Source organism: Nocardioides nitrophenolicus (genome assembly GCF_016907515.1).
Taxonomy (GTDB): domain Bacteria; phylum Actinomycetota; class Actinomycetes; order Propionibacteriales; family Nocardioidaceae; genus Nocardioides; species Nocardioides nitrophenolicus.
The window spans coordinates 2,440,413-2,466,954 of sequence record NZ_JAFBBY010000001.1 but is presented as its reverse complement, the minus strand read 5'-3'; the positions used below and the strand labels follow the sequence as shown (position 1 = coordinate 2,466,954).

Below are 26,542 nucleotides of genomic sequence, written 5' to 3'. Positions count from 1 at the left end.
CGCAAATGGTAGAGTCGATGCCATGGGCAGTGCCATGCGGACCACCATCGACAGCGCCGGGCGGATCGTCGTGCCCAAGGCGATCCGCGATGCCATGGGGCTGACCGGCGGCACCCGCCTCGACCTGATCTTCGAGAACGGCCGGCTCCGGGTCGAGATCCCGCCGGCCGAGGTCGAGATCGAGTTCCCCGAGGGCGGGCCGCCGCGGATCGTCTTCAAGGACGACGACGTGCCGCCGCTGACCGACGAGATGATCCGCGAGACCCTGGAGGCCGTCCGTGACCGCCGCCTGTGACACCAGCCTCCTGGTTCCGACGCTCAATCCACGTCATCCCGCCCACGCCGAGGCGCTCGAGGTGTGGCCCGAGCTGACCGCGGTGCCGACCCATGTGCTGCTCGAGACCTACAGCGTGCTGACCCGGGTGCAGCTGGCCTACCAGATGGCCGGACGCGACGTCCTGCGCGCGCTCGACGGCCTGGGTCTCGAGGTGATCGGCCTGCCGGAGTCGCGCCAGGCCGAGCTGGTCGCCGACTGCGCCGCCGCCGACGTCGTCGGCGGCGCGGTCTACGATGGCCTGGTCGGGCTGACCGCGCGCCACCATGACGTCACGCTGATCACCCGTGACCGCCGGGCCCGGGAGACCTATGCGGCATTGGGGGTGCGCTATCGGCTGATCTGAACCACGCCTGACATCCTGCCCTGATGCGACAGGGAGCAGGGATGCGGACGATCGGGAAAGCCCGGACCAGCGCGGCGGTGGTGCTGCTCGTGGCCGGCGGCGCGGTCACGGGAGCGGGAGCCGGGATTGCCGGGGCGCACGCGCCGGCGCCGACCTGCGCGGGTCAGCGCGCCACGATCGTCGATCCGTCCAAGGGCGATGACCGGATCGTCGGGACTGCCAAGCGCGACGTCATCGTCGCCGGCCGGGGCAAGGGGCGCGACGTCGTCCTCGGGCTCGACGGCGACGACCTGATCTGCGGCAGTGCCCGGACCCGGGTGGTCGCCGGGCGGGGCGACGACACCGTCTACTTCGCCGGCCGGGCCGACGGCGGCAAGGGCGCCGACCGGTTCCACGGCGTCGGTGTGGCGCGCGGGGGCAAGGGCGCCGACACTGCCTGGGTGCCGATGGGCGCCGGCTCCTTCGACGGTGGTCCGGGCCACGACCGGGTGGTGTTCTACGAGGGCTACGTCGCGGGTGCGACCTCGGGGGTCTACGTCAACCTCGCGCTCGGCCTGGCCTCGGCCGAGACCGAGGTCGGCAGCGTGCGGCTGCGCACCTTGCTGGCCGGGGTGGAGGAGGTCCGCGGCACCCCCGACGACGACCTGATCCTGGGCGACGGCCTCGACAACGTGCTCCGCGGTGGCGCGGGGGCGGACGTCCTCGACGGCCGCGGTGGCATCGACACCGTGATCGGTGGGCGGGGCAGGGACACCTGCACCGGGGAGGTACGCCGCGGCTGCGAGCGGTAGCCGCCGGCTCGACAGGCCAGCCATATACCGGGTATACATTTCTATACCCGGTATGTAGTCGACGTCGAGGGAGCCCGGATGTCCGTCAAGCACGCCCTGCTGGCGCTGCTGGAGCAGCAGCCGATGTACGGCTACCAGCTGCGCGCCGAGTTCGAGCAGCGCACCGGCACCACCTGGCCGCTCAACGTCGGGCAGGTCTACACCACGCTGACCCGGCTCGAGCGCGACGGCTTCGCGCACGCCGAGGGCGAGGACGGCGAAGGCCACCAGATCTACCGGATCACCGACGCCGGTCGCGGCGAGGTCGCCGCCTGGTTCACCACCCCGGTCGCGCGCACCCAGCCGCCGCGCGACGAGCTGGCGATCAAGCTCGCCCTGGCGGTCACCGTGCCCGGTGTCGACGTCGGCACCGTCATCCAGCAGCAGCGCGGCGCCACCATGGCGGCGCTCCAGGACTACACCCGGCTCAAGCGCCAGGCCGCGGCGTCGGTGGCGCCATCGGACCTGGCCTGGAGCCTGGTCCTCGACTCGCTGGTGTTCGGCGCGGAGGCCGAGATCCGCTGGCTCGACCACTGCGAGGCACGGCTGCGACGCGCTGCCGCCGAAGCCCCCGCCGCCGGGACGACGGGCGCCGCCGTCGCCGCTCCCAGCACGGAGCGGAGCCGGCGATGAGTCCCGACCTGCCCGACCAGGCCCGTCGCCTCGACCGCGCCGAGCAGCGCTGGCTGGCCGAGGCCCGCGAACGACTCCTGCGCATCCGCGCCGCCCGCCTCCTCTCCCGAAAGCAAGAGCGATGAACCCCGTCCTGCAGCTCACCGACGTCGTCCGCACCCACGGCACGGGCCCGAACGAGGTCCGCGCGCTGCGCGGGGTGTCCTTCGCGGCGTACCCCGGCGAGCTGGTGGCCGTGATGGGTCCGTCCGGGTCCGGCAAGTCGACCCTGCTCACCATCGCCGGCGGGCTGGACCAGCCGACGAGCGGCACGGTCACCGTCGAGGGCGTCGACCTGGGGAGGGTGGGCCAGCAGGGGCGGGCGCGGATGCGACGTACGTCGATCGGCTACGTCTTCCAGGGCTTCAACCTGATCCCCGCGCTGACCGCGGCCGAGAACGTCGCGCTCCCGCGCGAGCTCGACGGCATCGGGCCGCGCCAGGCCCACGCCGAAGCGCGGCGGGCGCTGGAGGAGGTCGGGATCCTCGACCTGGCCGACCGGTTCCCCGACAACATGTCGGGCGGGCAGCAGCAGCGGGTCGCGATCGCCCGTGCGGTGGTGGGGGAGCGCCGGCTGATCCTGGCCGACGAGCCCACCGGCGCGCTCGACACCGAGACCGGCGAGGGCATCCTCCAGCTGCTGCGGGCCCGCTGCGACGCCGGTGCGGCCGGTGTCCTGGTCACCCATGAGGCGCGGCATGCCGCCTGGGCGGACCGGGTGGTGTTCCTGCGCGACGGCGTCGTCGTCGACGAGACGGGCGCCGACCGGGCCGAGGTGCTGACCGAGCCGGCCGCGCGATGAGCCCCCGGATCGGCGGCTGGCGGGTCGCGCTGCGCCTCGCCCGGCGAGAGGCCTGGCGGCGCAAGGCGCAGACCGCGCTGATGCTGGTGCTGGTGTGCCTGCCCGTGCTGGCCGTCGCCGCGGCCGCCGTGGTGTGGCGGACGGCGAACGTCTCCGGCGCCGAGGGCGTCGACCGGCGGATGGGCTCCGCCGCGGCGCTGGTGAGCGGCAGCGGCACCAGCGCCGTGCTGCAGGGCTTCGACCCCGACGGCCCCACCCGGTGGGTCGGCGAGGACGAGCACGTCGCGACGGCGGAGGAGGTGCGCGGTGTGCTGGGTGCGGACCGGGAGCTGGTGCCCTTCGCCCAGGAGTACCTCGGCTATCGCACCGACCGCGGCGTCGCCGACCTGCTGGTCACCGAGACCGACCTCGCCAGCCCGCTCACCGACGGGCTGTTCCGGCTCGAGGACGGCCGCTACCCGCGCACCGCCGACGAGGTCGTGGTGAACGCCGCCGTCACCGAGCGCGGCCCGGGGCTGGGGCAGACGCTCACCGTGCTGCGTCGCACGGCCGACGGCGAGAGCCGCACCGAGCTGCGCGTCGTCGGCATCGTGGTGAGCGCGACCACCCGCGAGGAGCCGGTCGCCGCGGTGCTGTCGGGCGCGATCGGCGTCCCCGATGGGCAGCCGGCCTGGCTGGTCGGCGGTGCTCCCGTCGGCTGGGACGACGTCCGCGCGCTCAACGCGGTGGGCCTGCTCGCGGCGTCGCGCGCGGTCCTCTCCGACCCGCCGCCGTCCTCGGCGCAGCCGCCCGAGGTGGTGGGCGACGAGCCGGTCGACGAGACCAGGCTGACCGCGCTGGTGCTGGTCGTCACGATGGTGCTCCTCGAGGTGGTCCTGCTCGCCGGACCGGCCTTCGCCGTCCGCGCCCGGGCTCAGGCTCGGGCGCTCGCCCTGGTCGCCGCCACCGGAGGCACGCCGGCCCAGGCGCGCCGCATGGTCCTCGCGTCGGGCGTCGTGGTGGGCCTGCTCGGCGGCGTCCTCGGGGTGGTGCTGGGCATCGGCGTCGGGGCGCTGCTGGTGCCGGTCGCGCAGCGCTTCCAGGGCACCTGGTTCGGCCCGTTCGAGGTGCCGTGGTCGGTGCTGCTCGCGGTCGCCGGCTTCGGCCTGGCCGCCGCCGTGCTCGCGGCGGTCGTGCCCGCCGTGTCCGCGTCGCGGCAGGACGTGGTCGCGGTGCTCGCCGGGCGCCGCGGCGAGGGCCGGCCCTCGCGCCGCTCCCCGGTGCTCGGCCTGCTCCTGGTCGCCGCGGGTGCCGCCGCCGGCATCCTCGGCTCGCGGGCCAGCGGCGCCTCGCCCGCGCTCGTCGGGGCGTCCGCGCTGCTGTCCGTCCTCGGGATGATCCTCCTGGTCGCCACCGCCGTCGCCGGGGTCGCCCGGCTCGCCCGCCGCTTCCCGCTCGCCCTGCGCTTCGCCGCCCGCGACGCCGCGCGCCACCGCACCCGCACCGTCCCGGCCGTCGCCGCGGTCGGCGCCACCGTCGCCGGCGTGGTCACCCTCGCCATCGCGCTCAGCAGCCAGCAGGCCGCCGACGAGCGCGACTACGACCCCCAGCTCGCCCACGGGTACGGCGCGGTGGCGCTCGACCCCGGCGGCGACCCGGCCGTCGCACGCCGGGTGCTGGCGACCCGGCTGCCGGCGGACCGGGTCGACGAGGTCGCCGGGGTCCGCTTCGACGACGCCGGCCCGTTCCTCGAGCTCCAGGTCGGCACCGAGCCGCTCGTGCTGCCCACGTCGGGCGTCTTCGGCACCGGGCAGCTCGTCGCGACCAGCGCCCCGGCCGCGCTCGGCCTGAGCAATGCCGACCGCGACCGGGCCGACCGGGCGCTCGCCGCGGGCCAGGTCGTCGTGCTCCGCGGCGACGACGCCTTCGGCCCCGAGGTGAGCGACCAGGTGCGGGTGGTCCTCGGCGAGCGCATCAGCGACCTCCCGGCGGTCACGGTGCGCCCGCCGGGCGGGCTGGGCGCCGCGGCACTGATCCTGCCGCCCGCCGTCGCCACGGACCTGCACCTCACCGTCGCCACCACCGGCCTGGTGCTCGCCCCGCCGCTCTCCGCCACCTCCGAGGTCGACCTCGACGAGGCGCTGGCGTCGACGCCCGGCACCGGGACGCTGGTGGTCGAGCGCGGCTACCAGCCGGAGGACAGCGTGCGGATCCTGCAGTGGGTGCTGGCGGTCCTCGGCGGCATCCTGATGCTCGGCGGCACGCTCACCGCCACCTTCCTCGCCCTCTCCGACGCCCGTCCCGACCTCGCCACCATGGCCGCCGTCGGCGCCCGGGCCCGCACCCGGCGCCGGGTCGCGTCGTCGTACGCGCTGGTGGTGGGGCTGGTCGGCGCCCTGCTCGGTGCGCCGATCGGCTTCGTCCCGGGCCTCGCCGTGAGCCGCCCCCTGTCGCGCGGCGACGACGGCAGCACCCTGCTCGCCGTGCCCTGGCCGTTGCTCGCGCTGGTCGTCGTCGGGCTGCCGCTGCTCACCGCCGCGGCCGTCGGGCTCTGCGCGCGCAGCCGGCTGCCGGTGGTGGCGCGGATCGACTAGGAGTCTCCCAGGACACGCCCTGACGGCTCGGTCCCGCAGGCTTCGGGTGGGCAGCGAAACCCGGGTGCGGGCCGGCCCGCCGGCCGCTATCGTCCTGGTCGTCTTGCTGACACTCGCATGCTGACGCGGCACCGCGTCGAGGATCGACGCCCGGCTCCCGGCGCGTCCCGCTCCGCCTGCCCCGAGTGAGGGGTACTCGGCCCATCCACCCGAGCCGCTCACCCTCCCTCACTCATCAGCAGGAAAGAGCATCATGAACACCTATCTCGTCACGGGCGCGACCGGCAATCTCGGGAGCCGCATCGTCCGGCAGCTGCGTCGCTCGACGCCCTCGAGCACCGTCATCGCACTGGCCCGGCCGGGAGCCGAGACCTCGGCCCTGGAGACACGGGGGGTGCGCGTCGCGCGCGGCGACTACGACGACCGCGACAGCATCCGCAACGCGCTGCACGGAGTGACCCGGCTGGTGCTCGTGTCCAGCCCGGCTCTCGACCCGGCCATCCGGGTCAGCCAGCACCGCAACGTCATCGAAGAGTCCGCACGGGTCGGCGTGGATCACGTCGTCTACACGAGCGCCCTCGGCGCGGAGCACGACCCCGGCCACCTCACGACCGAGCAGGAGCTCGCGGCGAGCCTGCCGCACACCATCCTGCGCAACGGCATCTACAGCGAGCCGTTCGCGCGGCGCGCGATCGAGGAGGCGGCTCGCAGCGGGTACATCACCTCGTCGACCGACGGGGCCGCGGTCAGGACCGCGTCCACCGACGACCTTGCCGCCGCCGCCGTCGTCGCCGTCACCGCGGCCGATCCGTCGTCGTCGACCCGACTCCTCAACGGTCCGCCGTGGACGTACGACGACCTCGCCCGCCACCTCGCTGCCCGGCTCGGCCGCACCGTGACCCATCGCCGGGTCTCGGACCAGGACCTGGGACCTCTCGGGCAGCTGCACGCGCTGTTCCGGGCCAGACTGCTGGCCCAGCCGGCTGACGAGCTGACCGCCCTGCTGCGCCGGGCGCCCCGCGGCATCCACGAGGTCGCCGACGACACGATGCGTGGCGCCGACAGCGATTCCTGACGCTCACCGGGCCCTGCCTGCCGGGCTGTGCGCGGCCGGCTGCCGGTGGTGGCGCGGATCGACTGAGGCTCGCGATCAGGCCCAGCGGGTGCGCACGTCGTGGAAGTCGCGGATCGTGCCGTCGTCGGTGACGAGGGTGAGGCCCTCGAGCTGGGCCTGGGCCACCAGCATGCGGTCGAAGGGATCGAGGTGGTGCCAGTCCATCGAGCCCGCGCGCGCCATGTGGGCGACGGAGAGGGGGAGCTCGCTCGCCTGCAGGTTGCGCATCAGCCGCCCCCAGCCGTCGAGGACGGCGGTCCCGCCGGGGAGCCTCCCGAGCCGGGTCTTGAGCGCGATCTCGTAGGCGGAGGCCGCCGAGACATGGCGCTGCGACGCACCGGCGAGGAGCTCGCGGGTCACAGCGGTGAGGCGGGAGTCGTCAGCCGCCAGCCAGAGCAGGACGTGGGTGTCGAGGAGCAGGTTCATCCCGCCGCGATGGCGCCGCCCTCCCAGCCGGCGATCTCGTCCTCGGGCAGCGACTCGAAGAAGCGGTCGTCGAGCACGACGTCGAAGCCGCCGTAGACGAGGTCGACACGCTGGAGCGGCCGGAGCTCGGCGATCGGCTTCCCCGCTCGGGCGATGACGATCGACTCGCCCGCCTCGACGCTCTTGAGCAGTTCGGACAGCCGGGTCTTCGCCTCCTGGACGTTGACGGTGGTCGTCATGGAGCCAGTCTAGGCCGATCTGACCGATCTGACCAGACCAGTCTGGTCAGACCCCGATCTATCATTTAAAGTCAGGCTTGACTGTTTGTTTGTCCCGCGCCATGCTGACGACGTGACCACCACCCGCGTGCCGCAGGAGGAGCGCACCCGCGCCATGCGGCAGCGGCTGATGGACGCCACCGTCGAGCTGCTGGTCGAGAAGGGCTTCGGCGGTACGACCACCACCCTGGTCTCCGAGCGCGCCGGCGTCAGCCGGGGCGCCCAGCTGCACCACTTCCCGACCAAGAACGACCTGGTCGTCGCCGCGGTCGGCCATCTCACCGCGATCCGTGGGTCCGACCTGGAGCAGGCGGCGGCCAGGCTGCCGCGGGGCCGGGGCCGGACGGAGGCGGTGATGCAGATGCTCGGCGAGCACTTCGCCTCCCCGGTCTTCACCGCCGCCCTCGAGCTGTGGGTGGCCGCCCGCACCGACCCGGGCCTGCACGAGGCGGTCGCGCCGCTGGAGCAGCACGTCGGCCGCGAGACGCACCGGCTGACCGTCGAGCTGCTCGGCGTCGACGAGTCCCGGCCCGGCGTACGCGAGCTGGTGCAGGCGACGCTCGACCTGGTGCGGGGCCTGGGCCTCGCCAACACGCTCGGCGACGACGCCCGCCGTCGCCGCCGGATCCTCACCGAGTGGGCGCGCACGCTGGACGCGGCCCTGAGCAAGGAGAGCTGATGACGGTTCTGGACGGCATTCTCGCCGACCTCGCGGCCGAGGGCGACGCGCTGCGTGCGGTCGTCGCCGGTCTCGACGACGCCGGCTGGCGCACCGCCACCCCCGCCGAGGGGTGGGACATCGCGACCACGATCGGTCACCTGACCTGGACCGACGAGGTCGCCGTGCTCGCCGCGCTGTCCCACACCGGGGGCGGGAAGGAGGCCTGGGACGCGGTGGTGCTCGACGCCATCAACGACCCGTCGGGCTTCGTCGACGCCCAGGCCCTCGAGCTCGGCGCGATCCCGCCCCAGCGGCTGTTGAGCCGCTGGGACGCCGGCCGCGACGTGCTCGCCTCTGCGCTGCAGAACGTGCCCGACGGGCTCAAGCTGCCCTGGTTCGGGCCGCCGATGTCGCCCACCTCGATGGCGACCGCCCGGTACATGGAGACCTGGGCCCACGCGCTCGACGTGTACGACGCCCTCGGCGAGCGCCCCGAGGTCACCGACCGGATCAGGCACGTCGCCCACATCGGCGTGCGCACCCGCAACTTCGCCTACGCCAACAACGGTCTCGACGCCCCGGCCGAGGAGTTCCGGGTCGAGCTCACCGCGCCGAGCGGCGAGGTGTGGACCTGGGGACCCGAGGACGCCGCCCAGCGGGTCACCGGCGACGCCTACGAGTTCTGCCAGCTGGTCACCCAGCGCATCCACCGCGACGACACCGGCCTGAAGGCCGTCGGCGAGGACGCCGAGAAGTGGCTGACCATCGCCCAGGCGTTCGCGGGCCCGGCGGGCGGCGGGAGGGACCCGCGATGACCTCACCCCTGAGGATCGCCAACTGCTCAGGCTTCTACGGCGACCGACTGAGTGCGTTGCGCGAGCAGCTCGAGGGCGGGGACGTCGACGTCGTCACCGGCGACTACCTCGCCGAGCTGACCATGCTCATCCTCGGCATGGACACCCTGCGCGACGCCGACCTCGGCTACGCCCGCACCTTCCTCAAGCAGCTCGAGGACACTCTCGGCCTCGCGCTCGACAAGGGCGTCAAGATCGTCAGCAACGCCGGCGGGCTCAACCCCGCCGCGCTCGCCAGGAAGATCGACGAGCTCGGCACCGGCGCCAAGGTGGCGTACGTCGAGGGAGACGACCTGCGCGCGGCCGACCTGTTCGAGGGCGCGCTCACCGCCAACGCCTACCTCGGCGCCTTCGGCATCGCCGCGGCGCTGACCAGGGGCGCCGACGTCGTCGTCACCGGCCGGGTCACCGACGCCAGCGTCGTCGTCGGCCCCGCGATCGCCCACCACGGCTGGACCCCGTCCGACTACGACGCCCTGGCCGGCGCGGTCGTCGCGGGCCACGTCATCGAGTGCGGCACCCAGGCCACCGGCGGCAACTTCTCCGGCTTCGTCGACCTGTTCCGGGCCGGCGCCCCCATGGACAGGCCGCTCGGCTTCCCCATCGCCGAGATCGCCGCCGACGGCAGCAGCGTGATCACCAAGCACGCCGGCACCGGCGGCGCGGTCACCGTCGACACGGTCACCGCCCAGCTGCTCTACGAGATCCAGTCGACGCGCTATCTCAACCCCGACGTCACCACCCGGCTCGACTCGATCCGGCTGCGCCAGCAGGACGCCGACCGGGTCGAGATCACCGGCGTCACCGGCGCGCCGCCGGCCGAGCAGCTCAAGGTCGCGGTCAACACCCTCGGCGGCTACCGCAATCAGGTCGAGTTCGTGCTCACCGGCCTCGACGTCGACGCCAAGGCGGAGTGGCTGCGCAGCCAGCTCGCCCCCCACCTCACCGCGCAGAGCGTCACCTGGACCCAGACCCCCGCACGTACGGGCGATGCGGACACCGAGGAGGGCGCCTCGGTCATCCTGCGCTGCATCGGCAAGGACTCCGAGGCCGGCCCGCTCGGCAAGCCGTTCACGGGTCCCGCGGTCGAGCTCGCGCTCGCCAGCTATCCCGGCTTCACGATGACCACGCCGCCCCAGAAGCCCAGTCCGTTCGGCATCTACCGTCCCGAGTACGTCGACCGGGCCGCCGTCGCCCACACCGTCGTCCACCACGACGGCAGCCGCGAGGTGATCGCCGACCCGACGGTCTTCGCCGACCCCGCGGAGCTCGACCCGGAGCTCGGCAAGCGGCCCTCGCCGTACCCCGCGCCGGCCGACACGATCACCCGCCGGATGCCGCTCGGCACCTTCGTGCACGCCCGCTCCGGCGACAAGGGCGGCAACGCCAACCTCGGCCTGTGGGTCAAGAACGACGGCTCGCCGAAGTACGAGGCGCGCTGCCAGTGGCTCGCCAAGATCGTCAAGGACCGCAAGATCCGGGAGCTGGTCCCGGAGGCCGGCGACCTCGACATCGACGTCTACGTGCTGCCCAACCTGGGCGCGGTCAACGTCGTCATCCACGGCCTGCTCGGCGACGGCGTCGCCGCGTCCACCCGGTTCGACCCCCAGGCCAAGGGCCTCGGGGAATGGGTGCGCAGCCGGATCGTCCACATCCAGGAGGACTTGGTCTAGATGCGTTGGAGCGAGGAGCGCCAGGCGCTCAAGGAGTCGGCGAGCGAGTTCGCACGCCGCGAGATCATGCCGAGCCTGCAGGAGTGGGAGGACGCCGGCGAGCTTCCGCGCAGTCTCACCCAGGCCGCGGCCAAGGCCGGCCTGCTCGCGGTCGGCTACCCCGAGGCGGCCGGTGGCGAGGGCGGCGACCTGCTCGACGCGTGCGCGCTGCAGGAGGGGCTGATGGAGGCCGGTGCGTCCGGTGGGCTGATGGCCTCGCTGTTCACCCACGGCATCTCGGTGCCCCACATGGTCGAGAACGGCTCGCCGTACCTCATCGACCGCTACGTGCGGCCCACGCTGGCCGGCGAGAAGATCGGCAGCCTCGGCATCACCGAGCCCGGCGGCGGCTCCGACGTCGCCGGGATCACCACCAAGGCGGTCCGCGACGGCGACCACTACGTCATCAACGGCGCCAAGACCTTCATCACCTCGGCGGTGCGCGGCGACTTCGTCGTGACCGCGTGCCGCACCGGCGAGGCGGGCCATGCCGGAATCTCGCTGATCGTGGTCGACAAGGGGACGCCGGGCTTCACCGTCCAGCGCAGCCTGAAGAAGATGGGCTGGCTCTGCTCCGACACCGCCGAGCTGTCCTACGCCGACGTCCGGGTCCCGGTGGCGAACCTGGTCGGGAGCGAGAACCAGGGCTTCTACTACATCGCCCAGCAGTTCGTGGTGGAGCGGATCTTCCTCGCGCTGATGGGCTACGGCCACGCGAAGCGCTGTCTCGACCTCGCCGCGGCGTACACCCGGGAGCGGGAGACCTTCGGCAAGCCGCTCAACAAGAACCAGGTGGTGCGCGCCCAGCTGGTCGAGATGCACCGCCAGGTCGAGGTCGCGCGCACCTACACCCTCGACGTCGCGGCCCGCCATGTCGCCGGGGAGAACGTGATCGCCGAGGCCTGCCTGGCCAAGCAGACCGCCGTCGACACCGCGGTCGCGGTCTCCGACCTCGCGGTCCAGCTGCACGGCGGTGCCGGCTACATGCACGGCACCGAGGTGGAGCGCCACTACCGCGACGCCCGGCTGCTGCCGATCGGCGGTGGCGCGACCGAGGTGCTGACCGACCTCGCCGCCAGGCTGCTGGGGTACTCCTGATGGGCCTGCTCAAGCCGCTCGGCGGCGAGGTGACGGTGCACATGAAGGCGCCGGTCGAGGAGGTCTGGGCGCTGGTCAGCGACGTGACCCGGATCGGTGAGTTCTCGCCCGAGACCTTCGAGGCCGAGTGGACCCACGGCGCGACCGGGCCGGTCGTCGGCGCCCGGTTCCGTGGCCACGTGAAGCGGAACGGCGTCGGCCCCGTGTACTGGACGCCCTGCACGGTCACCAAGGCCGAGCCCCACGAGGTGTTCGAGTTCGCCGTCGGCCTCGACGAGAACCCCCTCAACACCTGGGGCTACCGGATGCGGCCGGACGGCGACGGCACCAGCGTCACCGAGTACTTCCGGCTGACGCCGGCCTGGTTCATGCGCGGCTACTGGCTGGTCCTCGGCCGGCTGCGCGGCAAGACCAACGAGCGCGGCATGCGCACGACCCTGGAGAGGATGAAGGCGGTGCTCGAGGAAGTGAGCGAGACGTGACCACGACGGAGACCGAGATCCCCGAGCAGGCGCCGGAGCACGACCGGCGTACGGCGATGGAGGCCAAGCTGGCCGACCTGCACGCCGAGCAGGCCAAGGCGGTCGAGGCCGGCGGCAAGTACATCGCCCGGCACAAGGACCGCGGCAAGCTCACCGCCCGGGAGCGGATCGAGCTGCTCGTCGACGAGGGCTCCGCCTTCCTCGAGCTGATGCCGCTGGCCGGCTGGGGCAGCGACTTCGCGGTCGGCGCCTCGCTCGTCACCGGCATCGGCGTGGTCGAGGGCGTCGAGTGCCTGATCGTCGCCAACGACCCCACCGTCAAGGGCGGTGCGCTCAACCCGTGGTCGCTGAAGAAGTCCTTCCGGGCGGCCGAGATCGCCGAGAAGAACTTCCTCCCGACGATCAACCTCACCGAGTCGGGCGGCGCGGATCTCCCCACCCAGAAGGAGATCTTCATCCCCGGCGGCCGCGGCTTCCGCGACCTCACCCGCTCCTCGGCGCGCAAGCAGCCCACGATCTCGGTGGTCTTCGGCAACTCCACGGCCGGCGGCGCCTATGTCCCCGGCATGAGCGACTACGTGATCATGGTCAAGGAGCAGGCCAAGGTGTTCCTGGCCGGCCCGCCGCTGGTGAAGATGGCGACCGGCGAGGAGTCCGACGACGAGACGCTCGGCGGCGCCGAGATGCACTCGCGGACCTCCGGTCTGTCCGACGCCCTCGCGATCGACGAGCACGACGCGATCCGGCTCGCCCGCCGTACCATCGCCCGGCTCAACTGGCGCAAGGCCGGCGCGGTCCCCAGCACGTCGTACGCCGAGCCCGACCTCGACCCGGAGGACCTGCTCGACCTCATCCCCACCGACCTCAAGGAGCCGTTCGACCCGCGCGAGGCGATCCTGCGCATCGTCGACGGGACCGGACCCGACAACGCACAGCCGTTCGACGAGTTCAAGCCGCTCTACGGCTCGGCGCTGTGCGTCGGCTGGGCCACGCTGCACGGGCACCCGATCGGCATCCTCGCCAACGCCCGCGGCGTGCTGATGAGCGAGGAGGCGCAGAAGGCGGCGCAGTTCATCCAGCTGGCCAACCAGAAGGACACGCCGCTGCTGTTCCTGCACAACACGACCGGCTACATGGTCGGCGCGGAGTACGAGCAGGGCGGCATCATCAAGCACGGCGCGATGATGATCAACGCGGTCTCCAACTCGAAGGTGCCGCACCTGACGGTGATCATGGGCGCGTCGTACGGCGCGGGCAACTACGGCATGAACGGGCGCGCCTACGACCCGCGCTTCCTGTTCACCTGGCCCTCGGCCAAGTCGTCGGTGATGGGCCCGGCCCAGCTCGCCGGCGTGCTCGAGATCGTCGCCCGCGAGTCGGCGGAGAAGAAGGGCCAGCCCTTCGACGCCGAGGGCTTCGTGGCGATCAAGGAGATGGTCGAGCAGCAGATCGAGGAGCAGTCGCTGCCCTACGTCCTGTCCGGGATGGTCTACGACGACGGCGTCATCGACCCGCGCGACACCCGGACGGTGCTGGGCATCTGCCTGTCCGTCATCGACAACCAGCCGATCGAGGGCGCCATGAACTTCGGCGTCTTCCGGATGTGAGGGCTCCCATGACGATCACCCGAATCCTGGTCGCCAACCGCGGCGAGATCGCCCGCCGGGTCTTCCGCACCGCCCGCCGTCTCGGCATCGAGACCGTGGCCGTGCACTCCGACGCCGACGCCGGGCTGCCCTTCGTGCGGGAGGCGGACGCCGCCGTACGCCTGCCGGGGAATGCCCCCGCGGAGACCTACCTGCGCGGCGACCTCGTCATCGCCGCCGCGCTCAAGGCCGGTGCCGACGCGATCCACCCCGGCTACGGCTTCCTCTCCGAGAACGCCGCCTTCGCACGCCAGGTCGCCGACGCGGGCCTGGTGTGGCTCGGTCCCGACCCGTCCTCGATCGACTCGATGGGCTCCAAGATCGAGTCGAAGAAGCTGATGGACGCGGCGGGCGTGCCGGTCCTCGGCAACCTCACCGTGGACACCGCGACCGAGGCCGACCTGCCGCTGCTGGTCAAGGCGTCGGCCGGCGGCGGTGGGCGCGGCATGCGCGTCGTGCGCTCGCTCGGCGAGCTGGCCGGTGAGGTCGAGAAGGCGGCGGCCGAGGCCGAGTCGGCGTTCGGCGACGGCACCGTCTTCGTCGAGCCGTACGTCGAGCGCGGCCGCCATGTCGAGGTCCAGGTCGTCGGCGACCGGTCCGGCAGGGTCGAGGTCTTCGGCACCCGCGACTGCTCGCTGCAGCGCCGGCACCAGAAGGTGGTCGAGGAGGCCCCCGCCCCCGGCTTGTCCGACGCGGTGCGCACCGCGATGCACGACGCCGCGCGGGCCGCGGCCCAGGCGGTCGACTACGTCGGGGCCGGCACCGTCGAGTTCCTCTACGACGCCGACACCGAGCGCTTCTTCTTCCTGGAGATGAACACCCGGCTCCAGGTCGAGCACCCGGTCTCCGAGCTGATCCACGGCGTCGACCTGGTCGAGCTCCAGATCGCGGTGGCCGAGGGCCGGCCGCTCCCGCCGGTCGCCGAGCCGGTGGGGCACGCGATCGAGGTCCGGCTCTACGCCGAGGACCCCGCCGCCGACTACGCGCCCCAGACCGGGCGGCTGCTCGAGCTCGAGGTCGACCACGACGACGCCTTCGCGCTCGCCGGCTTCGGCGTCCGCCTCGACACCGGGTTCGAGTCCGGCGACGAGGTCGGCACCTTCTACGACGCCATGCTGTCGAAGGTGATCGCCTGGGCGCCGACCCGCGAGCAGGCCGCCCGCTCGCTCGCGCGAGTGCTGGAGAAGGCCCGGATCCACGGCCTGGTCACCAACCGCGACCAGCTCGTCGCGTCGCTGCGGCACCCCGGGTTCCTGGACCCGGCCGGCCTGGCGACCTCGTTCTACGCCGACCACCCCGAGACGCTCGCGTCCCCAGGCGCGGACGACCTGCTGCCGCTGGCCGGCGCGGTCGCGCTCGCCGAGCACCGTCGTACCGGTGCGCGGGTGCAGTCCCGGATCCCGGCCGGCTTCCGCAATGTCGACGCCGGGCCGCGCTCGACCCGGCTCGGTCTCGGGGCCGAGGAGGTCGACGTGCGCTGGTACGGCGGCCGCGACGGCTACCGCAGCGCCGAGCGCGACGACGTCGTCGTCGTCTCCGCGACGCCGGTCGAGGTCGTGCTCGACGTCGACGGGGTCACCCGGCGCTACGCGGTCCGGGTGCTCGCGGACGCGGTGCTGGTCGACGGCCCCCGCGGCGGGGCCACCCTCCGGATCCTGCCGCGCTTCGTCGACCCGTCCACCCAGGTCGCCGCGGGCTCGCTGCTGGCGCCGATGCCGGGCAGCGTGATCAGCGTCCGCGCGGCGCTCGGCGACGTCGTACAGGAGGGCCAGGCCATCCTCGTGATGGAGGCCATGAAGATGCAGCACACCATCGCGGCGCCCTATGCGGGCACCGTCACCGAGCTGTCGGCGAGCGCCGGTCAGCAGGTCGAGGCGGGCGCCGTGCTCGCCGTCGTGGAGCCGGAAGGCTCGGAGGAGGAGTCGTCATGACCCAGACCATGTTCACCGAGCCGGAGGAGCGCGTCGCCCTGCGCGAGGCGGTCAAGAAGCTCGCGGGCAAGTACGGCCGCGAGTACGTCGAGAGGCAGGCCCGCGAGGGCGGCAAGATGACCGACATGTGGCTCGAGATGGGCCGCAACGGCTTCCTCGGCGTCAACATCGCCGAGCAGTACGGCGGCGGTGGCGGCGGGATGGCCGACCTGGCCGCCGTCCTCGAGGAGTCGGCGGCGGCCGGCGCGCCGCTGCTGATGATGGTGGTCTCGCCCGCCATCTGCGGCTCGATCATCAGCCGCTGCGGCACCGAGGAGCAGAAGCAGCGCTGGCTGCCCGCGATCGCCGACGGCACCCACCTGATGGCCTTCGGCATCACCGAGGCCGACGCCGGCTCCAACTCCCACCAGATCACCACCACCGCCACCCGCGACGGCGACCAGTGGGTGCTCAACGGGCAGAAGACGTTCATCTCCGGCGTCGACGAGGCCCAGTCGGTGCTCATCGTGTCCCGCACCGAGGACGCCAAGACCGGCAAGCTCAAGCCGGCGCTGTTCGTCGTACCCACCGACGCTCCGGGGTTCACCAAGCAGCCGATCCCGATGTCGTGGCAGGCGCCGGAGAAGCAGTTCACGCTCTTCCTCGACGACGTCCGGGTCCCCGCCGACAGCCTGGTCGGCGACGAGGACGGCGGCCTGTGGCAGCTCTTCGCCGGCCTCAACCCCGAGCGGATCATGGGTGGCGCCTTCTCGTGCGGCATCGCCCGCTACGCGCTGGAGAAGGCCACGGCGTACGCCAAGGAGCGCTCGGTCTGGAAGGACCAGCCGATCGGCGCCCACCAGGGCATCGCGCACCCGCTCGCCAAGGTGAAGATCGAGCTCGAGCAGGCCCGCCTGCTCTGGCAGAAGGCGGCCGCGCTCTACGACGCCGGCGACGACTTCACGGCCGGCGAGTACGCCAACATGGCCAAGTACGCCGGCGGCGAGGTCGCCTGCAATGCCACCGACGTCGCCGTCCACACCCACGGCGGCAACGGGCTGACCCAGGAGTACGGCCTCGGTAACATGCTGGTCGCCGCGCGGCTCGGTCGGATCGCCCCGGTCTCGCGCGAGATGATCCTCAACTTCGTGGCCATGCACTCGCTGGGGCTGCCCAAGTCGTACTGAGGGTTCCGTCCTTCGCCGCGTATCTGACGAACGGGTCGCGCATCGGCTCGGTCAACGACCCATTCGTCAGATACGACGAGAGAACCCGGCCCCGCGCCAGGGGTGTCAACCCCGGAGGTCGTCGCGGCGGATCTTCCCCGTGGCGGTCTTCGGGAGCTCGGCGACCAGATGCACCTCCCGCGGTGCCTTGTACGCCGCCAGCCGGCTGCGGGTGTGGGCGATCAGCTCCTCGGGCGTCGCGCTGCGCCCCGCGGCGAGCACGACGTGCGCGACCACGACCTCGCCGCGGTACTCGTCGGGACGGCCGACGACGGCGGCCTCGTGCACGGCGGGGTGCTCGTAGAGGACGTCCTCGACCTCGCGTGGCCAGACCTTGTAGCCGGAGACGTTGATCTGGTCCTTGAGCCGGTCGACCAGGTAGACCCAGCCATCGGCGTCGACCACGGCGACGTCGCCGGTGTGCAGCCGGCCCGAAGGCATGGTCCGGGCGCTGGCGTCCAGGTTGCCCCAGTAGCCGGGCACGACCTGGTCGCCGGTGAGCACCAGCTCGCCCGGCTCACCGGGGACGGCGGGAGCACCGTCCTCGGTGCGGACCTCGATGCCGACCCCCGGCAGCGGGCGGCCGATGGCGACCGCGCCGGACGTCGGGTCGACGGGTGCGTCGACGCCGAGCGGGACGGCGACGACCGCCGAGGTGGTCTCGGTCATCCCGTAGACGTTGTGGAGCGCGACGCCGAAGCGGTCGCGGAACCGGTCGATCGAGGCCTGCGGCACCGGCGCGCCACCGGTGTAGACCGCGCGTAGCGACGCGAGCTGCTCGCGTCCGGCCCCGGGGACCTGCTCGATCGCGTGGAAGGCGGTGATCGAGGCGATGGTGAAGGTCGCGCCCTCGGCCTCGATGGTGGCCACGGCCTCGGCCGGGTCGAAGCGCCCCGAGAGCGCCAGGGACGCGCCGCCGACCAGGGCGAGCGCGCCGGACGCGACCGCGCCGGTGATGTGGAAGAGCGGGGCGGCGGCGTAGACGACGTCGTCCTCGGTGAGCTCGATCCAGGCGCCGAACCGCTCGACCGTGGCCAGCACGTTGGCGTGGGTGTTCATCGCGCCCTTGGGCGGGCCGGTCGTGCCCGAGGTGTAGGTCAGCAGCGCGAGGTCACCGGCGCCCACCGCCGCCTCCGGTACGACGGCGCCCGCGTGTGCCGCGACGACCTCGGCCAGGGTCGGGTCGTCGTCGGCGACGCCGAGCCACCAGCCGACCGCGGTGTCCGCGCCGGCCGGCTGCAGCGCCTCGATGTCGCGGGCCGAGGTGATCACGCCGACCGCGCCGGAGTCGGTGAGCAGGTGCCGCAGCTCGCGGTCGCGGTACATCGGGTTGGCCAGCACGCCGACCGCGCCGAGACGCCACAGTGCGAGCAGCGCCAGGGGGAACGCGGGGACGTTCTGCAGGTGCAGTACGACCCGGTCGCCCGCGCGGACGTCACGCTGCGCCAGCCCGGCGGCGAGGGCGGTCGCGTCGGCGTCCAGCTCGGCCACGGTCCAGCGCCGGCCGGCGTAGCTCAGCGCGACGCGGTCGGGCCGGGCGGCGACCCGGGTCCACCAGGCGGCGGCCAGCGTCGTGGTCACCGCACGGCTCCGGGCAGGGACAGGTGACGCGGGGAGAGCTCGGCGACGGAGCGCGCGCCGAGCAGGCGCATGGTACGGGCGAGCTGGGTCTCCAGGATGGCGATGCTGCGCTCCACGCCCGGCAGCCCGCCGGCCATCAGTCCGTAGAGGTAGGCGCGGCCGATGAGCACGAAGTCGGCGCCGAGCGCGAGTGCGGCCGCGATGTCCTGGCCGTGCATCACGCCGGTGTCGAGGATGATCTCGGCGTCGGTGCCCAGCACGGCCCGGGTCTCGGGCAGCAGGGTCAGCGGCACCGGCGCGCGGTCGAGCTGACGACCTCCGTGGTTGGAGAGGACGACGGCGTCGGCGCCGGAGTCGACGGCCCGGCGAGCATCCTCGACGGTCTGGATGCCCTTCACCACGAGCTTCCCGGGCCAGCGTTCCCGCAGCCAGGCGAGGTCGTCGTACGAGACCGACGGATCGAACATCGCGTCGAGCAGCTCGGCGATCGTGCCGGACCAGCTGTTGAGCGAGGCGAACGTCAGCGGCGGCGTCGTCAGCAGGTCGACCCACCAGCGCGGCCGCGGGATCGCGTCGAGGACGGTACGCGGGGTCAGGGTGGGCGGGATCGTCATGCCGTTGCGGACGTCGCGCAGCCGCGCGCCCGCGACCGGTACGTCGACCGTGACCACGAGCGTGTCGTAGCCGGCGGCCGCGGCGCGGTCGACCAGTCCCAGCGAGCGCTCGCGGTCGGTCCACATGTAGAGCTGGAACCAGCGCCGGGCGCCGGGCGCGGCCGCGGCGACGTCCTCGAGCGAGGTGGTGGCCATCGTCGAGAGCGTGAAGGGGATGCCGGCGCGCTGGGCGGCGACCGCCCCGGCGATCTCGCCCTCGGTGTGCATCAGCCGGGTGAAGCCGGTCGGGGCGATGCCGAAGGGCAGCCGGCTGGGAGCGCCGAGGATGTCGACGGCGGTGTCGACGGTGCTCACGTCGCGCAGGATCTCGGGGTGGAAGGTCAGGTCCCGGAAGGTCGCCCGGGCGCGCTCGAGCGAGAGCTCGGCGTCGGCGGCGCCGTCGGTGTAGTCGAAGGCGGCCCGCGGCGTACGACGGCGGGCCAGCGCGCGCAGCTCCTCGATGGTGTGCGCCCGCTCCAAGCGGTGCCGCCGTCCGAGGCCGGGACGGCGGAAGCGGATGAGCGGCGCGAGGTCGCTCCAGCGGGGGAACCGGCGTGGCGTACGCGGCATCTCTGCGAGTTCACATCCTTGAACTTTAGTTCGCATACTTGACATGTGATGGACGATACATGAGGCTGAGGTCATCCGCCGAGCACGTCCGTTGCCGGACGACGGTGGACATCGCGAGGGATCGAGCGCCCGGTGCCGCCATCAGTCGGCGGGCGCTGCGTCCTGCCCTCAGGTGTCCTCCGCGTGCCCGCCCGAGAGGAAGCGAGACAGCGTCGTGAAGCAGGTCCCCGTCGAGGAGTCGACCGCCCCCGCGCCACTGGCCGTGCCGGCCGCCGGCGTGGCCGCCGGCCTCCCCGTGCGCGACGACCACCGGCCGCGCGCCGGCTTCCGCCGGCACCCCCTCGGGCTCCCGGTGCGCGCCACGACGCTGACCTGGGAGCCCGGTGCCGCCCTGACGCCCGGCACCGACTACGTCGTGACCGCGACCGTGGCAGGTGAGCAGGTCTGGAGGACCGTGGCCGACCGTCCGGTCGCGGTCCTCCCGGCCGAGGTCGCCGGCACCGCCCGCCGCGTCGAGTGGCAGGTGCGCAGCGCCGACGACGCCTGGGCGAGCGAGCCCGCCACCGTCGAGTTCGGCCTCGCCGACGCCGCCGCCTGGCAGGCTCCGTGGATCGCCGCCCCGGCCAACCCGTTCGCCCGCGAGACCGACGACCCCGCGCCGTACCTGCGCCGCGAGGTCGAGCTCGCCGAGGTCCCGGAGGCCGCCCGTCTCTACGTCACCGCGCTCGGCATCTACCGGATCTGGGTCAACGGCACCGAGATCACCGCCGACGACCTGCTCCGTCCCGGCTGGACCGAGTACGGCGTCCGGGTGCACCACCAGACCTTCGCCGTCGAGGAACACCTGCGCCCCGGCCGCAACGTGGTCGCCGTCATCCTCGCCAAGGGCTGGTACGCCGGCCGCCTCGGCCTGCTGCGCTACCCCGGCCTGTACGGCGAGCGCCCGGCGCTGCGCCTGCAGCTCGAGGCCACGACCGCCGCCGGCGAGCGCACGCTCCTGCTCGGCACCTCGCCGGAGTGGCGCGCGAGCACCGGAGCGATCCGGGCCACCGACATGCTGCGCGGCGAGATCCTCGACCTGCGTCGCGAGCCCACCGGCTGGACCGAGCCCGGCTACGACGACGGCGCCTGGTCCGCGGTGGAGACGATCACCCCCGACCCGCACCCCGAGATCACCCCACAGCCGCACGACTCCGTCAGCGTCCTCGAGGTCCGCACCGGTGAGCTGGTGCGCGAGCACGGGCGCGGACCGGTGGTCTTCGACTTCGGCCAGAACCTCGTCGGCTGGACCCGGATCACCTCCGCCCTGCTGCCGCGCACCGAGGTCGTCGTGCGGACCGGCGAGATGCTCACCCCCGAGGACCTCGTCTACCGCGACAACCTGCGCGGCGCCTTCCAGGAGGACCGGATCGCCGGCGACGGCGAGGGCCGGCAGACGCTGGAGACCCGGTTCACCGTCCACGGCTTCCGGTACGCCGAGATCTGGGGGCTGCCGAGCGACAACCCCTACGGCAACTACGAGCTGCCCGCGGGCGTCGAGGTCGAGGCGGTCACGCTGACCGCGCTGCCCGAGGAGGTCGGGCGGTTCGAGAGCAGCAACGAGCTGCTCAACGAGTTCGCCTCGGCGGTCGAGTGGACCGTCCGCGACAACTTCATCGAGGTGCCGACCGACTGCCCGCAGCGCGACGAGCGCCTGGGCTGGCTCGGCGACGCCGGTGTCATCTCGCCGACCGCGCGCTACTTCCTCGACGTGGCGGCCTTCCTGGGCAAGTTCGTCCAGGACATCGCCGACACCCAGGGGCCCGACGGCGAGGTCTGGTCGTACGTCCCGCCGGTGCCGCCGGGCAACCAGCGCCCGGGCGCGCCCGGCTGGGCCGACGGCTTCGTCCGGATGGCGCACGTGCTCGCCGACACCTATGGCGACCTGACGACGGTCGACCGGATCTTCCCGGCGCTGGAGCGCTTCGCCGCCCACGTCGACCGCGAGAACCCCGACGGACTGCGGGTCAACGCCGTCGGCGCCGACTTCGCCGACTGGCTCTCGCTGCCCGAGAAGGACGGCGAGCCGACCCACCCCGGCTACGCCTGGACCGGCGCCCGCTCCACGGCGCCCCGCCCGGTGGTCGGCACCGCTCACACCTACCGCACGCTGCGCCAGCTGGCCGACCTCGCGCGCTGGACCGGCCGTGACGCCGAGGCCGCGCGCCTCGACGAGCGGGCCGAGGAGGTGCGCGCGGCGTACCGCAAGGCGTTCGTGGGTGCGGGCCTCGAGATCGCCGGCGCCACCCAGACCGTCTACGCGCAGGCGATCGGCTTCGGCCTGTTCGAGGGCGAGGACGCGACCGTGGCCGCCGAGCGGCTGGCCGCGATGGTCCGCAGCCGCGGCTACGTCACCACCGGCATCCACGGCGTCCAGCACGTCATGCCCGCGCTGATGAGGCACGGCCACGCCGACCTGGCGTACGACGTCCTGCTGCGCGAGGACATGCCCGGCTGGCTCTACATGGCCGCGCGCGGCGCGACGACCGTGTGGGAGAAGTGGGACGGGCTGCGCCCCGACGCCACCCTCTCGACCGCGCAGATGAACTCGTTCAACCACTGCGCGCTCGGCGCGGTCGGTGCCTCGCTGTTCGAGGAGGTCGCCGGGATCGCCGTCGGCGGTGCGCTCCGCGCGGGTCGGATCGAGGTCCGCCCGGTCTACTCCGAGCGGCTGGGCTGGGCCGGCGCCGTGCACGACAGCGCGCTCGGCCGGGTCGGCAGCCGCTGGGTCGTGCAGGGGGAGCGCGTCGACCAGGAGGTCGCCGTCCCGGCGGGGGCCACGGTCGCGTTCACCGCGCCCGAGGGCTGGCAGCTCGACGGCGGCGCGACCACGGCCGACCTCGCGCCCGGCTGCCACCGGCTCGCGCTCGTGAGGAGCCGTCGGTGAACCGGGCTCGGCTGTTCCGGATCGGCCTCAAGCTGCTCCGCCTCGCGGCGGTGCTGCTGGTGGTCTCGACGCTCTGCTTCTTCAGCCTCGCGCTGCTGCCGGGTGATCCCGCCCGGCTGATGCTCGGCGACTCCGCCACCCCGGAGGCGGTCGCGACGCTGCGCACCCAGCTGGGCCTGGACCTGCCGACCATGGAGCGCTTCGGGCACTGGATCGGCGGCGTCCTCCAGGGCGACCTCGGGGAGTCCTATCGCACCGGCCAGTCGGTTACCGAGATCCTCGCCGAGCGCGCGCCGGTCACCGTCGAGCTGATCGTGCTCAGCCAGGTCCTCGCCCTGGCCCTCGCCGTGCCGGCCGCGATCGTGGCGGCGCACCGCCGTCGTACCGGCACCGACCGGGCGCTGAGCCTGTGGGTCTTCACCGCACTCTCGACCCCGGACTTCGTGGTCGGCGTCGTGCTCATCTGGATCCTCTCGGTTCACCTCGGCTGGTTCCCGGCCAACGGCTACGCGCCGTGGTCCGACGGCGTCGGACCGCACCTGTCGTCGCTGGCGATGCCCGCGATCGCGCTGGCCGGGACCTCCTTCGCCCTCTACCAGCGAGTGCTGCGCGCCGACCTGGTCGAGACCCTGCGCCAGGACTACATCGACGTCGCGCGGGCCAAGGGCCTCTCACTCACCCGGATCACCTTCCGGCACGCGCTGCGCCCGAGCCTGCTCGGCCTGACCACCCAGATCGGCGTCACCGTCGGCATGCTCATCGGCTCGACCGTCGTCGTCGAGTCGCTCTTCGGGCTGCCCGGCATCGGCGACGAGCTGGCCGGCGCGGTCACCGCCCGCGACTACGTCGAGGTGCAGGGCCTGGTGCTGGTGATCGCGACCTGCTTCGTGCTGGTCAACGCTCTCGTCGACGTCCTCTATCCCGTGATCGATCCCCGACTGGCGTCGTCCCGCCGAGGAGGTGCCCGATGACCGCCACCGCACCCGTGCCCGCACCGGTCCCGACGCCGGAGCCGGCGCCTCGGCCGGCCGGCCGTCGCCGTCGTCGGCGCGGTGGCCGCTGGACGATCGCCGAGCGGCTGTCCGCCGGCTGGCTGGTCCTGCTCGTCGGCGGCATGCTCGTGCTGCCCCCGCTGCGCGGCATCGACCCGCTCGACATCGGCGCCGAGAGCCGGTTCGCCAAGTTCGGCGCCGAGCACTGGCTCGGCGCGGACAACCTCGGTCGCGACCTGCTCGCCCGCGCGCTCGACGGGGCCCAGGTCTCGGTGCTCATCGGGGTCGGCTCGGTGCTCATCGCCGCGCTGGTCGGCGTCCCGCTCGGGATGCTGTCGGCCTACTACGGCGGCCCGGTCGCCGCGGTGATCTCGTTCGTCGTCGACGTCATCCTGGCCTTCCCCGGCCTGGTGCTGGCGCTGGGCCTGGCCTCCTTCCTGGGCGCGAGCGTCACCAATGTGATGATCGCGATCACCGTGCCGATGTTCCCGGTGTTCGTCCGGCTGGCCCGGGCCCAGACGCTGGCCCTGCTCGAGACCGAGTACCTCGAGGCGAGCGAGGTGATCGGCACGCCGGTGCTCTCGATCATGCGCCGCGACGTGCTGCCCAACATCGCCGAGGCGATCCTCGCGTTCGGCTTCGTCAGCATCGGCCGCGCGATCCTGATCGAGGGCAGCCTGAGCTTCCTCGGCATCGGCGTCCCCCGCACCCAGCCCACCTGGGGCGGGATGATCAACGAGGGCCGGATCTACATGACCACCGACCCGTTGCTGATCCTGGTTCCCGGCGCCTTCCTACTGCTCACCATCCTCAGCCTCAACCTCATCTCCGACCGGTTCCTGGTCGACGGTGACCCGGCGACGGGAGCCCGCGCATGAGCGAGCCACTGCTCCGGATCCGCGACCTGGTCGTCGAGTTCCGCACCGCCAACGGGCCGCTGCGCGCGGTCGACGGCGTCAGCCTCGACGTCGCCCGCGGCGAGCGGGTGGGCATCGTCGGCGAGTCCGGGTCGGGCAAGTCCGTACTGTCCCGTACGGCGATGGGCCTGCTCGGCGCCAAGGACGCCCGGATCTCCGGCGAGATCACCTTCCGTGGCCGCGACCTGCTCGCGATGAGCGACAAGGAGCGTCGCGAGCTGTGGGGCCGGGAGATCGCCATGGTGTTCCAGGACCCGCTGAGCTCGCTGCACCCGATCACCCCGGTCGGCCAGCAGATCGTCGAGACGCTGCGCCGCGACCCGGCCATGGACAAGGCCAAGGCCCGGGCCCGGGCGGTCGAGCTGCTCGACCTGGTCGGCATCCCGCAGGCCGAGCGGCGGTTCAGGTCCCGGGCCCACGAGCTGTCCGGCGGAATGCGGCAGCGGGTGATGATCGCGATCGCGGTCGCCAACAGCCCCGCGCTGCTCTTCGCCGACGAGCCGACCACGGCGCTCGACGTCACCGTGCAGGCCCGCATCCTCGAGCTGTTCGACGAGCTGTGCCGGGAGCTCTCGATCGGACTGGTGATGGTCAGCCACGACCTCGGCGTCGTGGCCCGCCACACCGACGCCGTCTCCGTGATGTACGCCGGCCGGATCTCCGAGCAGGGCAAGGTCGACGACGTGCTCCGCGCGCCGCGAATGCGCTACACCAGCGCGCTGCTGGCCGCGATCCCGCGCATCGACCACGGCCGGCGCGAGCTGCCGAAGCCGATCGGCGGACTGCCGCCGGACCTGGTCCACCCGCCCGCGGGCTGTCGGTTCGCGCCCCGCTGCGTGCACGCGGTGGCGGCCTGCGCCGACCAGGTGCCGGCGCTGGAGCCGGCGGCCGGCGTACCCGACCACACCTTCGCCTGCTGGAACCCGACGGAGGTCGCGCGATGACCACGACCAGCTCTCCCGTCCTGGAGGTGCGGGGCGGCGGCGTCACCTTCCGCGACGCCGACCGCAACGAGTTCCGCGCCATCGACGGCGTCGACCTGCAGCTGCGCCGCGGAGAGATCCTCGGCCTTGTGGGCGAGTCCGGCTGCGGCAAGTCCACGACCGCGCGGGTGCTCATGGGCCTGCAGCGGCTGACCAGCGGGCAGGTGCTGCTCGACGGCGCGCCGGTCACGCCCGGCCGTCGTCGTTCGCTCGCACCGCGGGTGCAGGCGATCTTCCAGAACCCCGCCGGCTCGTTCAACCCGCGCCGCTCGCTGCTCGACTCCGTGGCCGAGCCGCTGCGGGTCTGGAAGCAGGGCAACGCCGCCGAGCGCCGCGAGCGCGCGCTCGAGGAGCTGGCCCGGGTCGGCATCTCGCCGCAGATGGCCCAGCGCCGTCCCTCGGAGGTCTCCGGTGGTCAGTGCCAGCGCGCGGCCATCGCCCGGGCCACGGTGCTGCGCCCGGAGGTGCTCATCTGCGACGAGCCCGTCTCCGCCCTCGACGTCTCGATCCAGGCGCAGATCCTCGAGCTGCTCGCCGAGCTGCGCGAGGAGCAGGGTCTCGCGATGCTCTTCATCTCCCACGACCTCTCGGTGGTCGCCACGCTCTGTGACCGCACCGCCGTGATGTACGCCGGCACGGTGGTCGAGCAGGGCGACACCCCCGCCGTGACCGACCGGCCGCAGCACCCCTACACCGCGATCCTCCACGACTCGGTCCCCACGCTGGTCCCGGCTGCCACGACGGCGACGGGCCTGCGGATGCGGCCCGCGACCGGCACGGTCGACGGCCGCGCCGAGCCCGGCTGCCGGTTCGCCGGCCTGTGCCCGCTGGTGCAGGACGACTGCCGCGCCACCCGCCCCGACCTGCAGCCAGGAGCCCACACCGCCGCCTGCCTGCACCCGCTGGGCGCCTGACTCCACCAGGCCGCCCGCACCCCCAACGCACGCCGACGTGCG

25 protein-coding genes are annotated in these 26,542 nt (G+C 73.2%); 21 read left to right on the top strand and 4 right to left on the bottom strand.

What is annotated here, in order from left to right; genetic code table 11:
* Window positions 1-22: 22 nt before the first annotated feature.
* The 8 genes from JOD66_RS12030 (at window position 23) to JOD66_RS12000 (ending at window position 6,632) form a co-directional block, all read left to right on the top strand.
* Complete coding sequence (locus tag JOD66_RS12030) at window positions 23-295, top strand: AbrB/MazE/SpoVT family DNA-binding domain-containing protein (RefSeq protein ID WP_239545210.1); 273 nt, start codon at window positions 23-25, stop codon at window positions 293-295.
* Window positions 279-680, top strand: coding sequence for a PIN domain-containing protein (locus tag JOD66_RS12025; protein WP_204837110.1), 402 nt, complete (start codon window positions 279-281; stop codon window positions 678-680). The genes JOD66_RS12030 and JOD66_RS12025 overlap by 17 nt, the downstream gene beginning before the upstream one ends.
* Before the next feature lie 23 nt (window positions 681-703).
* Window positions 704-1,471, top strand: a complete 768-nt coding sequence (locus JOD66_RS12020; protein ID WP_204837109.1) for a calcium-binding protein — start codon at window positions 704-706, stop codon at window positions 1,469-1,471.
* 78 nt (window positions 1,472-1,549) lie between these two features.
* Complete coding sequence (locus JOD66_RS12015) at window positions 1,550-2,143, top strand: PadR family transcriptional regulator (protein WP_204837108.1); 594 nt, start codon at window positions 1,550-1,552, stop codon at window positions 2,141-2,143.
* Window positions 2,140-2,268 carry a hypothetical protein gene (locus JOD66_RS29100; RefSeq protein WP_275579817.1) on the top strand — a complete coding sequence of 43 codons (129 nt, stop codon included), beginning with the start codon at window positions 2,140-2,142 and terminating at the stop codon, window positions 2,266-2,268. Before JOD66_RS12015 ends, JOD66_RS29100 begins: the two co-directional genes overlap by 4 nt.
* Entirely contained in the window at window positions 2,265-2,984 is a 720-nt protein-coding gene (locus JOD66_RS12010; protein ID WP_204837107.1) for an ABC transporter ATP-binding protein, read from the top strand. Before JOD66_RS29100 ends, JOD66_RS12010 begins: the two co-directional genes overlap by 4 nt.
* Window positions 2,981-5,557, top strand: a complete 2,577-nt coding sequence (locus JOD66_RS12005) for an FtsX-like permease family protein (RefSeq protein WP_204837106.1) — start codon at window positions 2,981-2,983, stop codon at window positions 5,555-5,557. The genes JOD66_RS12010 and JOD66_RS12005 overlap by 4 nt, the downstream gene beginning before the upstream one ends.
* A 253-nt stretch (window positions 5,558-5,810) precedes the next feature.
* Window positions 5,811-6,632, top strand: a complete 822-nt coding sequence (locus JOD66_RS12000; RefSeq protein WP_204837105.1) for an NAD(P)H-binding protein — start codon at window positions 5,811-5,813, stop codon at window positions 6,630-6,632.
* Window positions 6,633-6,707: 75 nt separating this feature from the next.
* On the opposite strand, the gene JOD66_RS11995 is transcribed toward JOD66_RS12000, so the two are convergent.
* Window positions 6,708-7,097, bottom strand: coding sequence for a type II toxin-antitoxin system VapC family toxin (locus tag JOD66_RS11995; protein ID WP_204837104.1), 390 nt, complete (start codon window positions 7,095-7,097; stop codon window positions 6,708-6,710).
* A complete protein-coding gene (locus JOD66_RS11990) occupies window positions 7,094-7,336 on the bottom strand; it encodes a type II toxin-antitoxin system Phd/YefM family antitoxin (RefSeq protein ID WP_204837103.1) in 243 nt (80 codons plus the stop codon). The genes JOD66_RS11995 and JOD66_RS11990 overlap by 4 nt, the downstream gene beginning before the upstream one ends.
* Before the next feature lie 112 nt (window positions 7,337-7,448).
* Here JOD66_RS11990 and JOD66_RS11985 point away from each other — a divergent pair, with 112 nt between their 5' ends.
* From JOD66_RS11985 to JOD66_RS11950, 8 genes are read left to right on the top strand one after another with little or no spacing between them, the layout of a single operon-like run.
* Complete coding sequence (locus JOD66_RS11985) at window positions 7,449-8,054, top strand: TetR/AcrR family transcriptional regulator (RefSeq protein WP_307823463.1); 606 nt, start codon at window positions 7,449-7,451, stop codon at window positions 8,052-8,054.
* Window positions 8,054-8,851, top strand: a complete 798-nt coding sequence (locus JOD66_RS11980; protein ID WP_204837102.1) for a TIGR03084 family metal-binding protein — start codon at window positions 8,054-8,056, stop codon at window positions 8,849-8,851. Before JOD66_RS11985 ends, JOD66_RS11980 begins: the two co-directional genes overlap by 1 nt.
* The gene (locus JOD66_RS11975) at window positions 8,848-10,563 is read left to right on the top strand and encodes an acyclic terpene utilization AtuA family protein (protein WP_204837101.1); all 1,716 of its coding nucleotides are present in this window, start codon (window positions 8,848-8,850) and stop codon (window positions 10,561-10,563) included. Before JOD66_RS11980 ends, JOD66_RS11975 begins: the two co-directional genes overlap by 4 nt.
* A complete protein-coding gene (locus tag JOD66_RS11970) occupies window positions 10,564-11,700 on the top strand; it encodes an acyl-CoA dehydrogenase family protein (protein WP_204837100.1) in 1,137 nt (378 codons plus the stop codon).
* Entirely contained in the window at window positions 11,700-12,182 is a 483-nt protein-coding gene (locus JOD66_RS11965) for an SRPBCC family protein (protein WP_204837099.1), read from the top strand. The genes JOD66_RS11970 and JOD66_RS11965 overlap by 1 nt, the downstream gene beginning before the upstream one ends.
* Window positions 12,183-12,238: 56 nt before the next feature.
* Window positions 12,239-13,789, top strand: a complete 1,551-nt coding sequence (locus tag JOD66_RS11960) for an acyl-CoA carboxylase subunit beta (protein ID WP_205126349.1) — start codon at window positions 12,239-12,241, stop codon at window positions 13,787-13,789.
* A gap of 8 nt (window positions 13,790-13,797) precedes the next feature.
* Window positions 13,798-15,759, top strand: a complete 1,962-nt coding sequence (locus tag JOD66_RS11955) for an acetyl/propionyl/methylcrotonyl-CoA carboxylase subunit alpha (protein WP_204837098.1) — start codon at window positions 13,798-13,800, stop codon at window positions 15,757-15,759.
* The gene (locus tag JOD66_RS11950; RefSeq protein ID WP_204837097.1) at window positions 15,756-16,925 is read left to right on the top strand and encodes an acyl-CoA dehydrogenase family protein; all 1,170 of its coding nucleotides are present in this window, start codon (window positions 15,756-15,758) and stop codon (window positions 16,923-16,925) included. The genes JOD66_RS11955 and JOD66_RS11950 overlap by 4 nt, the downstream gene beginning before the upstream one ends.
* Window positions 16,926-17,030: 105 nt before the next feature.
* Here the strand turns inward: JOD66_RS11950 and JOD66_RS11945 are convergent, their stop codons facing one another.
* Together JOD66_RS11945 and JOD66_RS11940 are read right to left on the bottom strand one after the other, a co-directional pair.
* Window positions 17,031-18,545, bottom strand: coding sequence for a class I adenylate-forming enzyme family protein (locus tag JOD66_RS11945; RefSeq protein WP_204837096.1), 1,515 nt, complete (start codon window positions 18,543-18,545; stop codon window positions 17,031-17,033).
* Window positions 18,542-19,768, bottom strand: a complete 1,227-nt coding sequence (locus JOD66_RS11940; RefSeq protein ID WP_204837095.1) for an alpha-hydroxy acid oxidase — start codon at window positions 19,766-19,768, stop codon at window positions 18,542-18,544. Before JOD66_RS11940 ends, JOD66_RS11945 begins: the two co-directional genes overlap by 4 nt.
* A gap of 214 nt (window positions 19,769-19,982) precedes the next feature.
* On the opposite strand from JOD66_RS11940, the gene JOD66_RS11935 reads away from it, so the two are divergent.
* The 5 genes from JOD66_RS11935 to JOD66_RS11915 are packed head-to-tail and all read left to right on the top strand — an operon-like array spanning window position 19,983 to window position 26,500.
* Window positions 19,983-22,694, top strand: a complete 2,712-nt coding sequence (locus JOD66_RS11935) for a family 78 glycoside hydrolase catalytic domain (protein ID WP_204837094.1) — start codon at window positions 19,983-19,985, stop codon at window positions 22,692-22,694.
* On the top strand, window positions 22,691-23,665 hold the full coding sequence (locus JOD66_RS11930; RefSeq protein ID WP_204837093.1) for an ABC transporter permease: 975 nt from the start codon (window positions 22,691-22,693) through the stop codon (window positions 23,663-23,665). Before JOD66_RS11935 ends, JOD66_RS11930 begins: the two co-directional genes overlap by 4 nt.
* Window positions 23,662-24,564 (top strand): ABC transporter permease, encoded by a 903-nt coding sequence (locus JOD66_RS11925; RefSeq protein ID WP_204837092.1) that lies wholly within the window; start codon window positions 23,662-23,664, stop codon window positions 24,562-24,564. The genes JOD66_RS11930 and JOD66_RS11925 overlap by 4 nt, the downstream gene beginning before the upstream one ends.
* Window positions 24,561-25,547, top strand: coding sequence for an ABC transporter ATP-binding protein (locus JOD66_RS11920; RefSeq protein ID WP_204837091.1), 987 nt, complete (start codon window positions 24,561-24,563; stop codon window positions 25,545-25,547). Before JOD66_RS11925 ends, JOD66_RS11920 begins: the two co-directional genes overlap by 4 nt.
* The gene (locus tag JOD66_RS11915) at window positions 25,544-26,500 is read left to right on the top strand and encodes an ABC transporter ATP-binding protein (RefSeq protein ID WP_204837090.1); all 957 of its coding nucleotides are present in this window, start codon (window positions 25,544-25,546) and stop codon (window positions 26,498-26,500) included. Before JOD66_RS11920 ends, JOD66_RS11915 begins: the two co-directional genes overlap by 4 nt.
* The last annotated feature ends 42 nt before the right edge of the window (window positions 26,501-26,542 follow it).

Bases quoted from the DNA above. Each gene is read 5' to 3' on its own strand.
- JOD66_RS12030 (WP_239545210.1), top strand. From the start codon at position 23: ATGGGCAGTGCCATGCGGACCACCATCGACAGCGCCGGGCGGATCGTC.
- JOD66_RS12020 (WP_204837109.1), top strand. From the start codon at position 704: ATGCGACAGGGAGCAGGGATGCGGACGATCGGGAAAGCCCGGACCAGC.
- JOD66_RS12015 (WP_204837108.1), top strand. From the start codon at position 1,550: ATGTCCGTCAAGCACGCCCTGCTGGCGCTGCTGGAGCAGCAGCCGATG.
- JOD66_RS29100 (WP_275579817.1), top strand. From the start codon at position 2,140: ATGAGTCCCGACCTGCCCGACCAGGCCCGTCGCCTCGACCGCGCCGAG.
- JOD66_RS12010 (WP_204837107.1), top strand. From the start codon at position 2,265: ATGAACCCCGTCCTGCAGCTCACCGACGTCGTCCGCACCCACGGCACG.
- JOD66_RS12005 (WP_204837106.1), top strand. From the start codon at position 2,981: ATGAGCCCCCGGATCGGCGGCTGGCGGGTCGCGCTGCGCCTCGCCCGG.
- JOD66_RS12000 (WP_204837105.1), top strand. From the start codon at position 5,811: ATGAACACCTATCTCGTCACGGGCGCGACCGGCAATCTCGGGAGCCGC.
- JOD66_RS11995 (WP_204837104.1), bottom strand. From the start codon at position 7,097: ATGAACCTGCTCCTCGACACCCACGTCCTGCTCTGGCTGGCGGCTGAC.
- JOD66_RS11990 (WP_204837103.1), bottom strand. From the start codon at position 7,336: ATGACGACCACCGTCAACGTCCAGGAGGCGAAGACCCGGCTGTCCGAA.
- JOD66_RS11980 (WP_204837102.1), top strand. From the start codon at position 8,054: ATGACGGTTCTGGACGGCATTCTCGCCGACCTCGCGGCCGAGGGCGAC.
- JOD66_RS11975 (WP_204837101.1), top strand. From the start codon at position 8,848: ATGACCTCACCCCTGAGGATCGCCAACTGCTCAGGCTTCTACGGCGAC.
- JOD66_RS11970 (WP_204837100.1), top strand. From the start codon at position 10,564: ATGCGTTGGAGCGAGGAGCGCCAGGCGCTCAAGGAGTCGGCGAGCGAG.
- JOD66_RS11965 (WP_204837099.1), top strand. From the start codon at position 11,700: ATGGGCCTGCTCAAGCCGCTCGGCGGCGAGGTGACGGTGCACATGAAG.
- JOD66_RS11960 (WP_205126349.1), top strand. From the start codon at position 12,239: ATGGAGGCCAAGCTGGCCGACCTGCACGCCGAGCAGGCCAAGGCGGTC.
- JOD66_RS11955 (WP_204837098.1), top strand. From the start codon at position 13,798: ATGACGATCACCCGAATCCTGGTCGCCAACCGCGGCGAGATCGCCCGC.
- JOD66_RS11950 (WP_204837097.1), top strand. From the start codon at position 15,756: ATGACCCAGACCATGTTCACCGAGCCGGAGGAGCGCGTCGCCCTGCGC.
- JOD66_RS11940 (WP_204837095.1), bottom strand. From the start codon at position 19,768: ATGCCGCGTACGCCACGCCGGTTCCCCCGCTGGAGCGACCTCGCGCCG.
- JOD66_RS11925 (WP_204837092.1), top strand. From the start codon at position 23,662: ATGACCGCCACCGCACCCGTGCCCGCACCGGTCCCGACGCCGGAGCCG.
- JOD66_RS11920 (WP_204837091.1), top strand. From the start codon at position 24,561: ATGAGCGAGCCACTGCTCCGGATCCGCGACCTGGTCGTCGAGTTCCGC.
- JOD66_RS11915 (WP_204837090.1), top strand. From the start codon at position 25,544: ATGACCACGACCAGCTCTCCCGTCCTGGAGGTGCGGGGCGGCGGCGTC.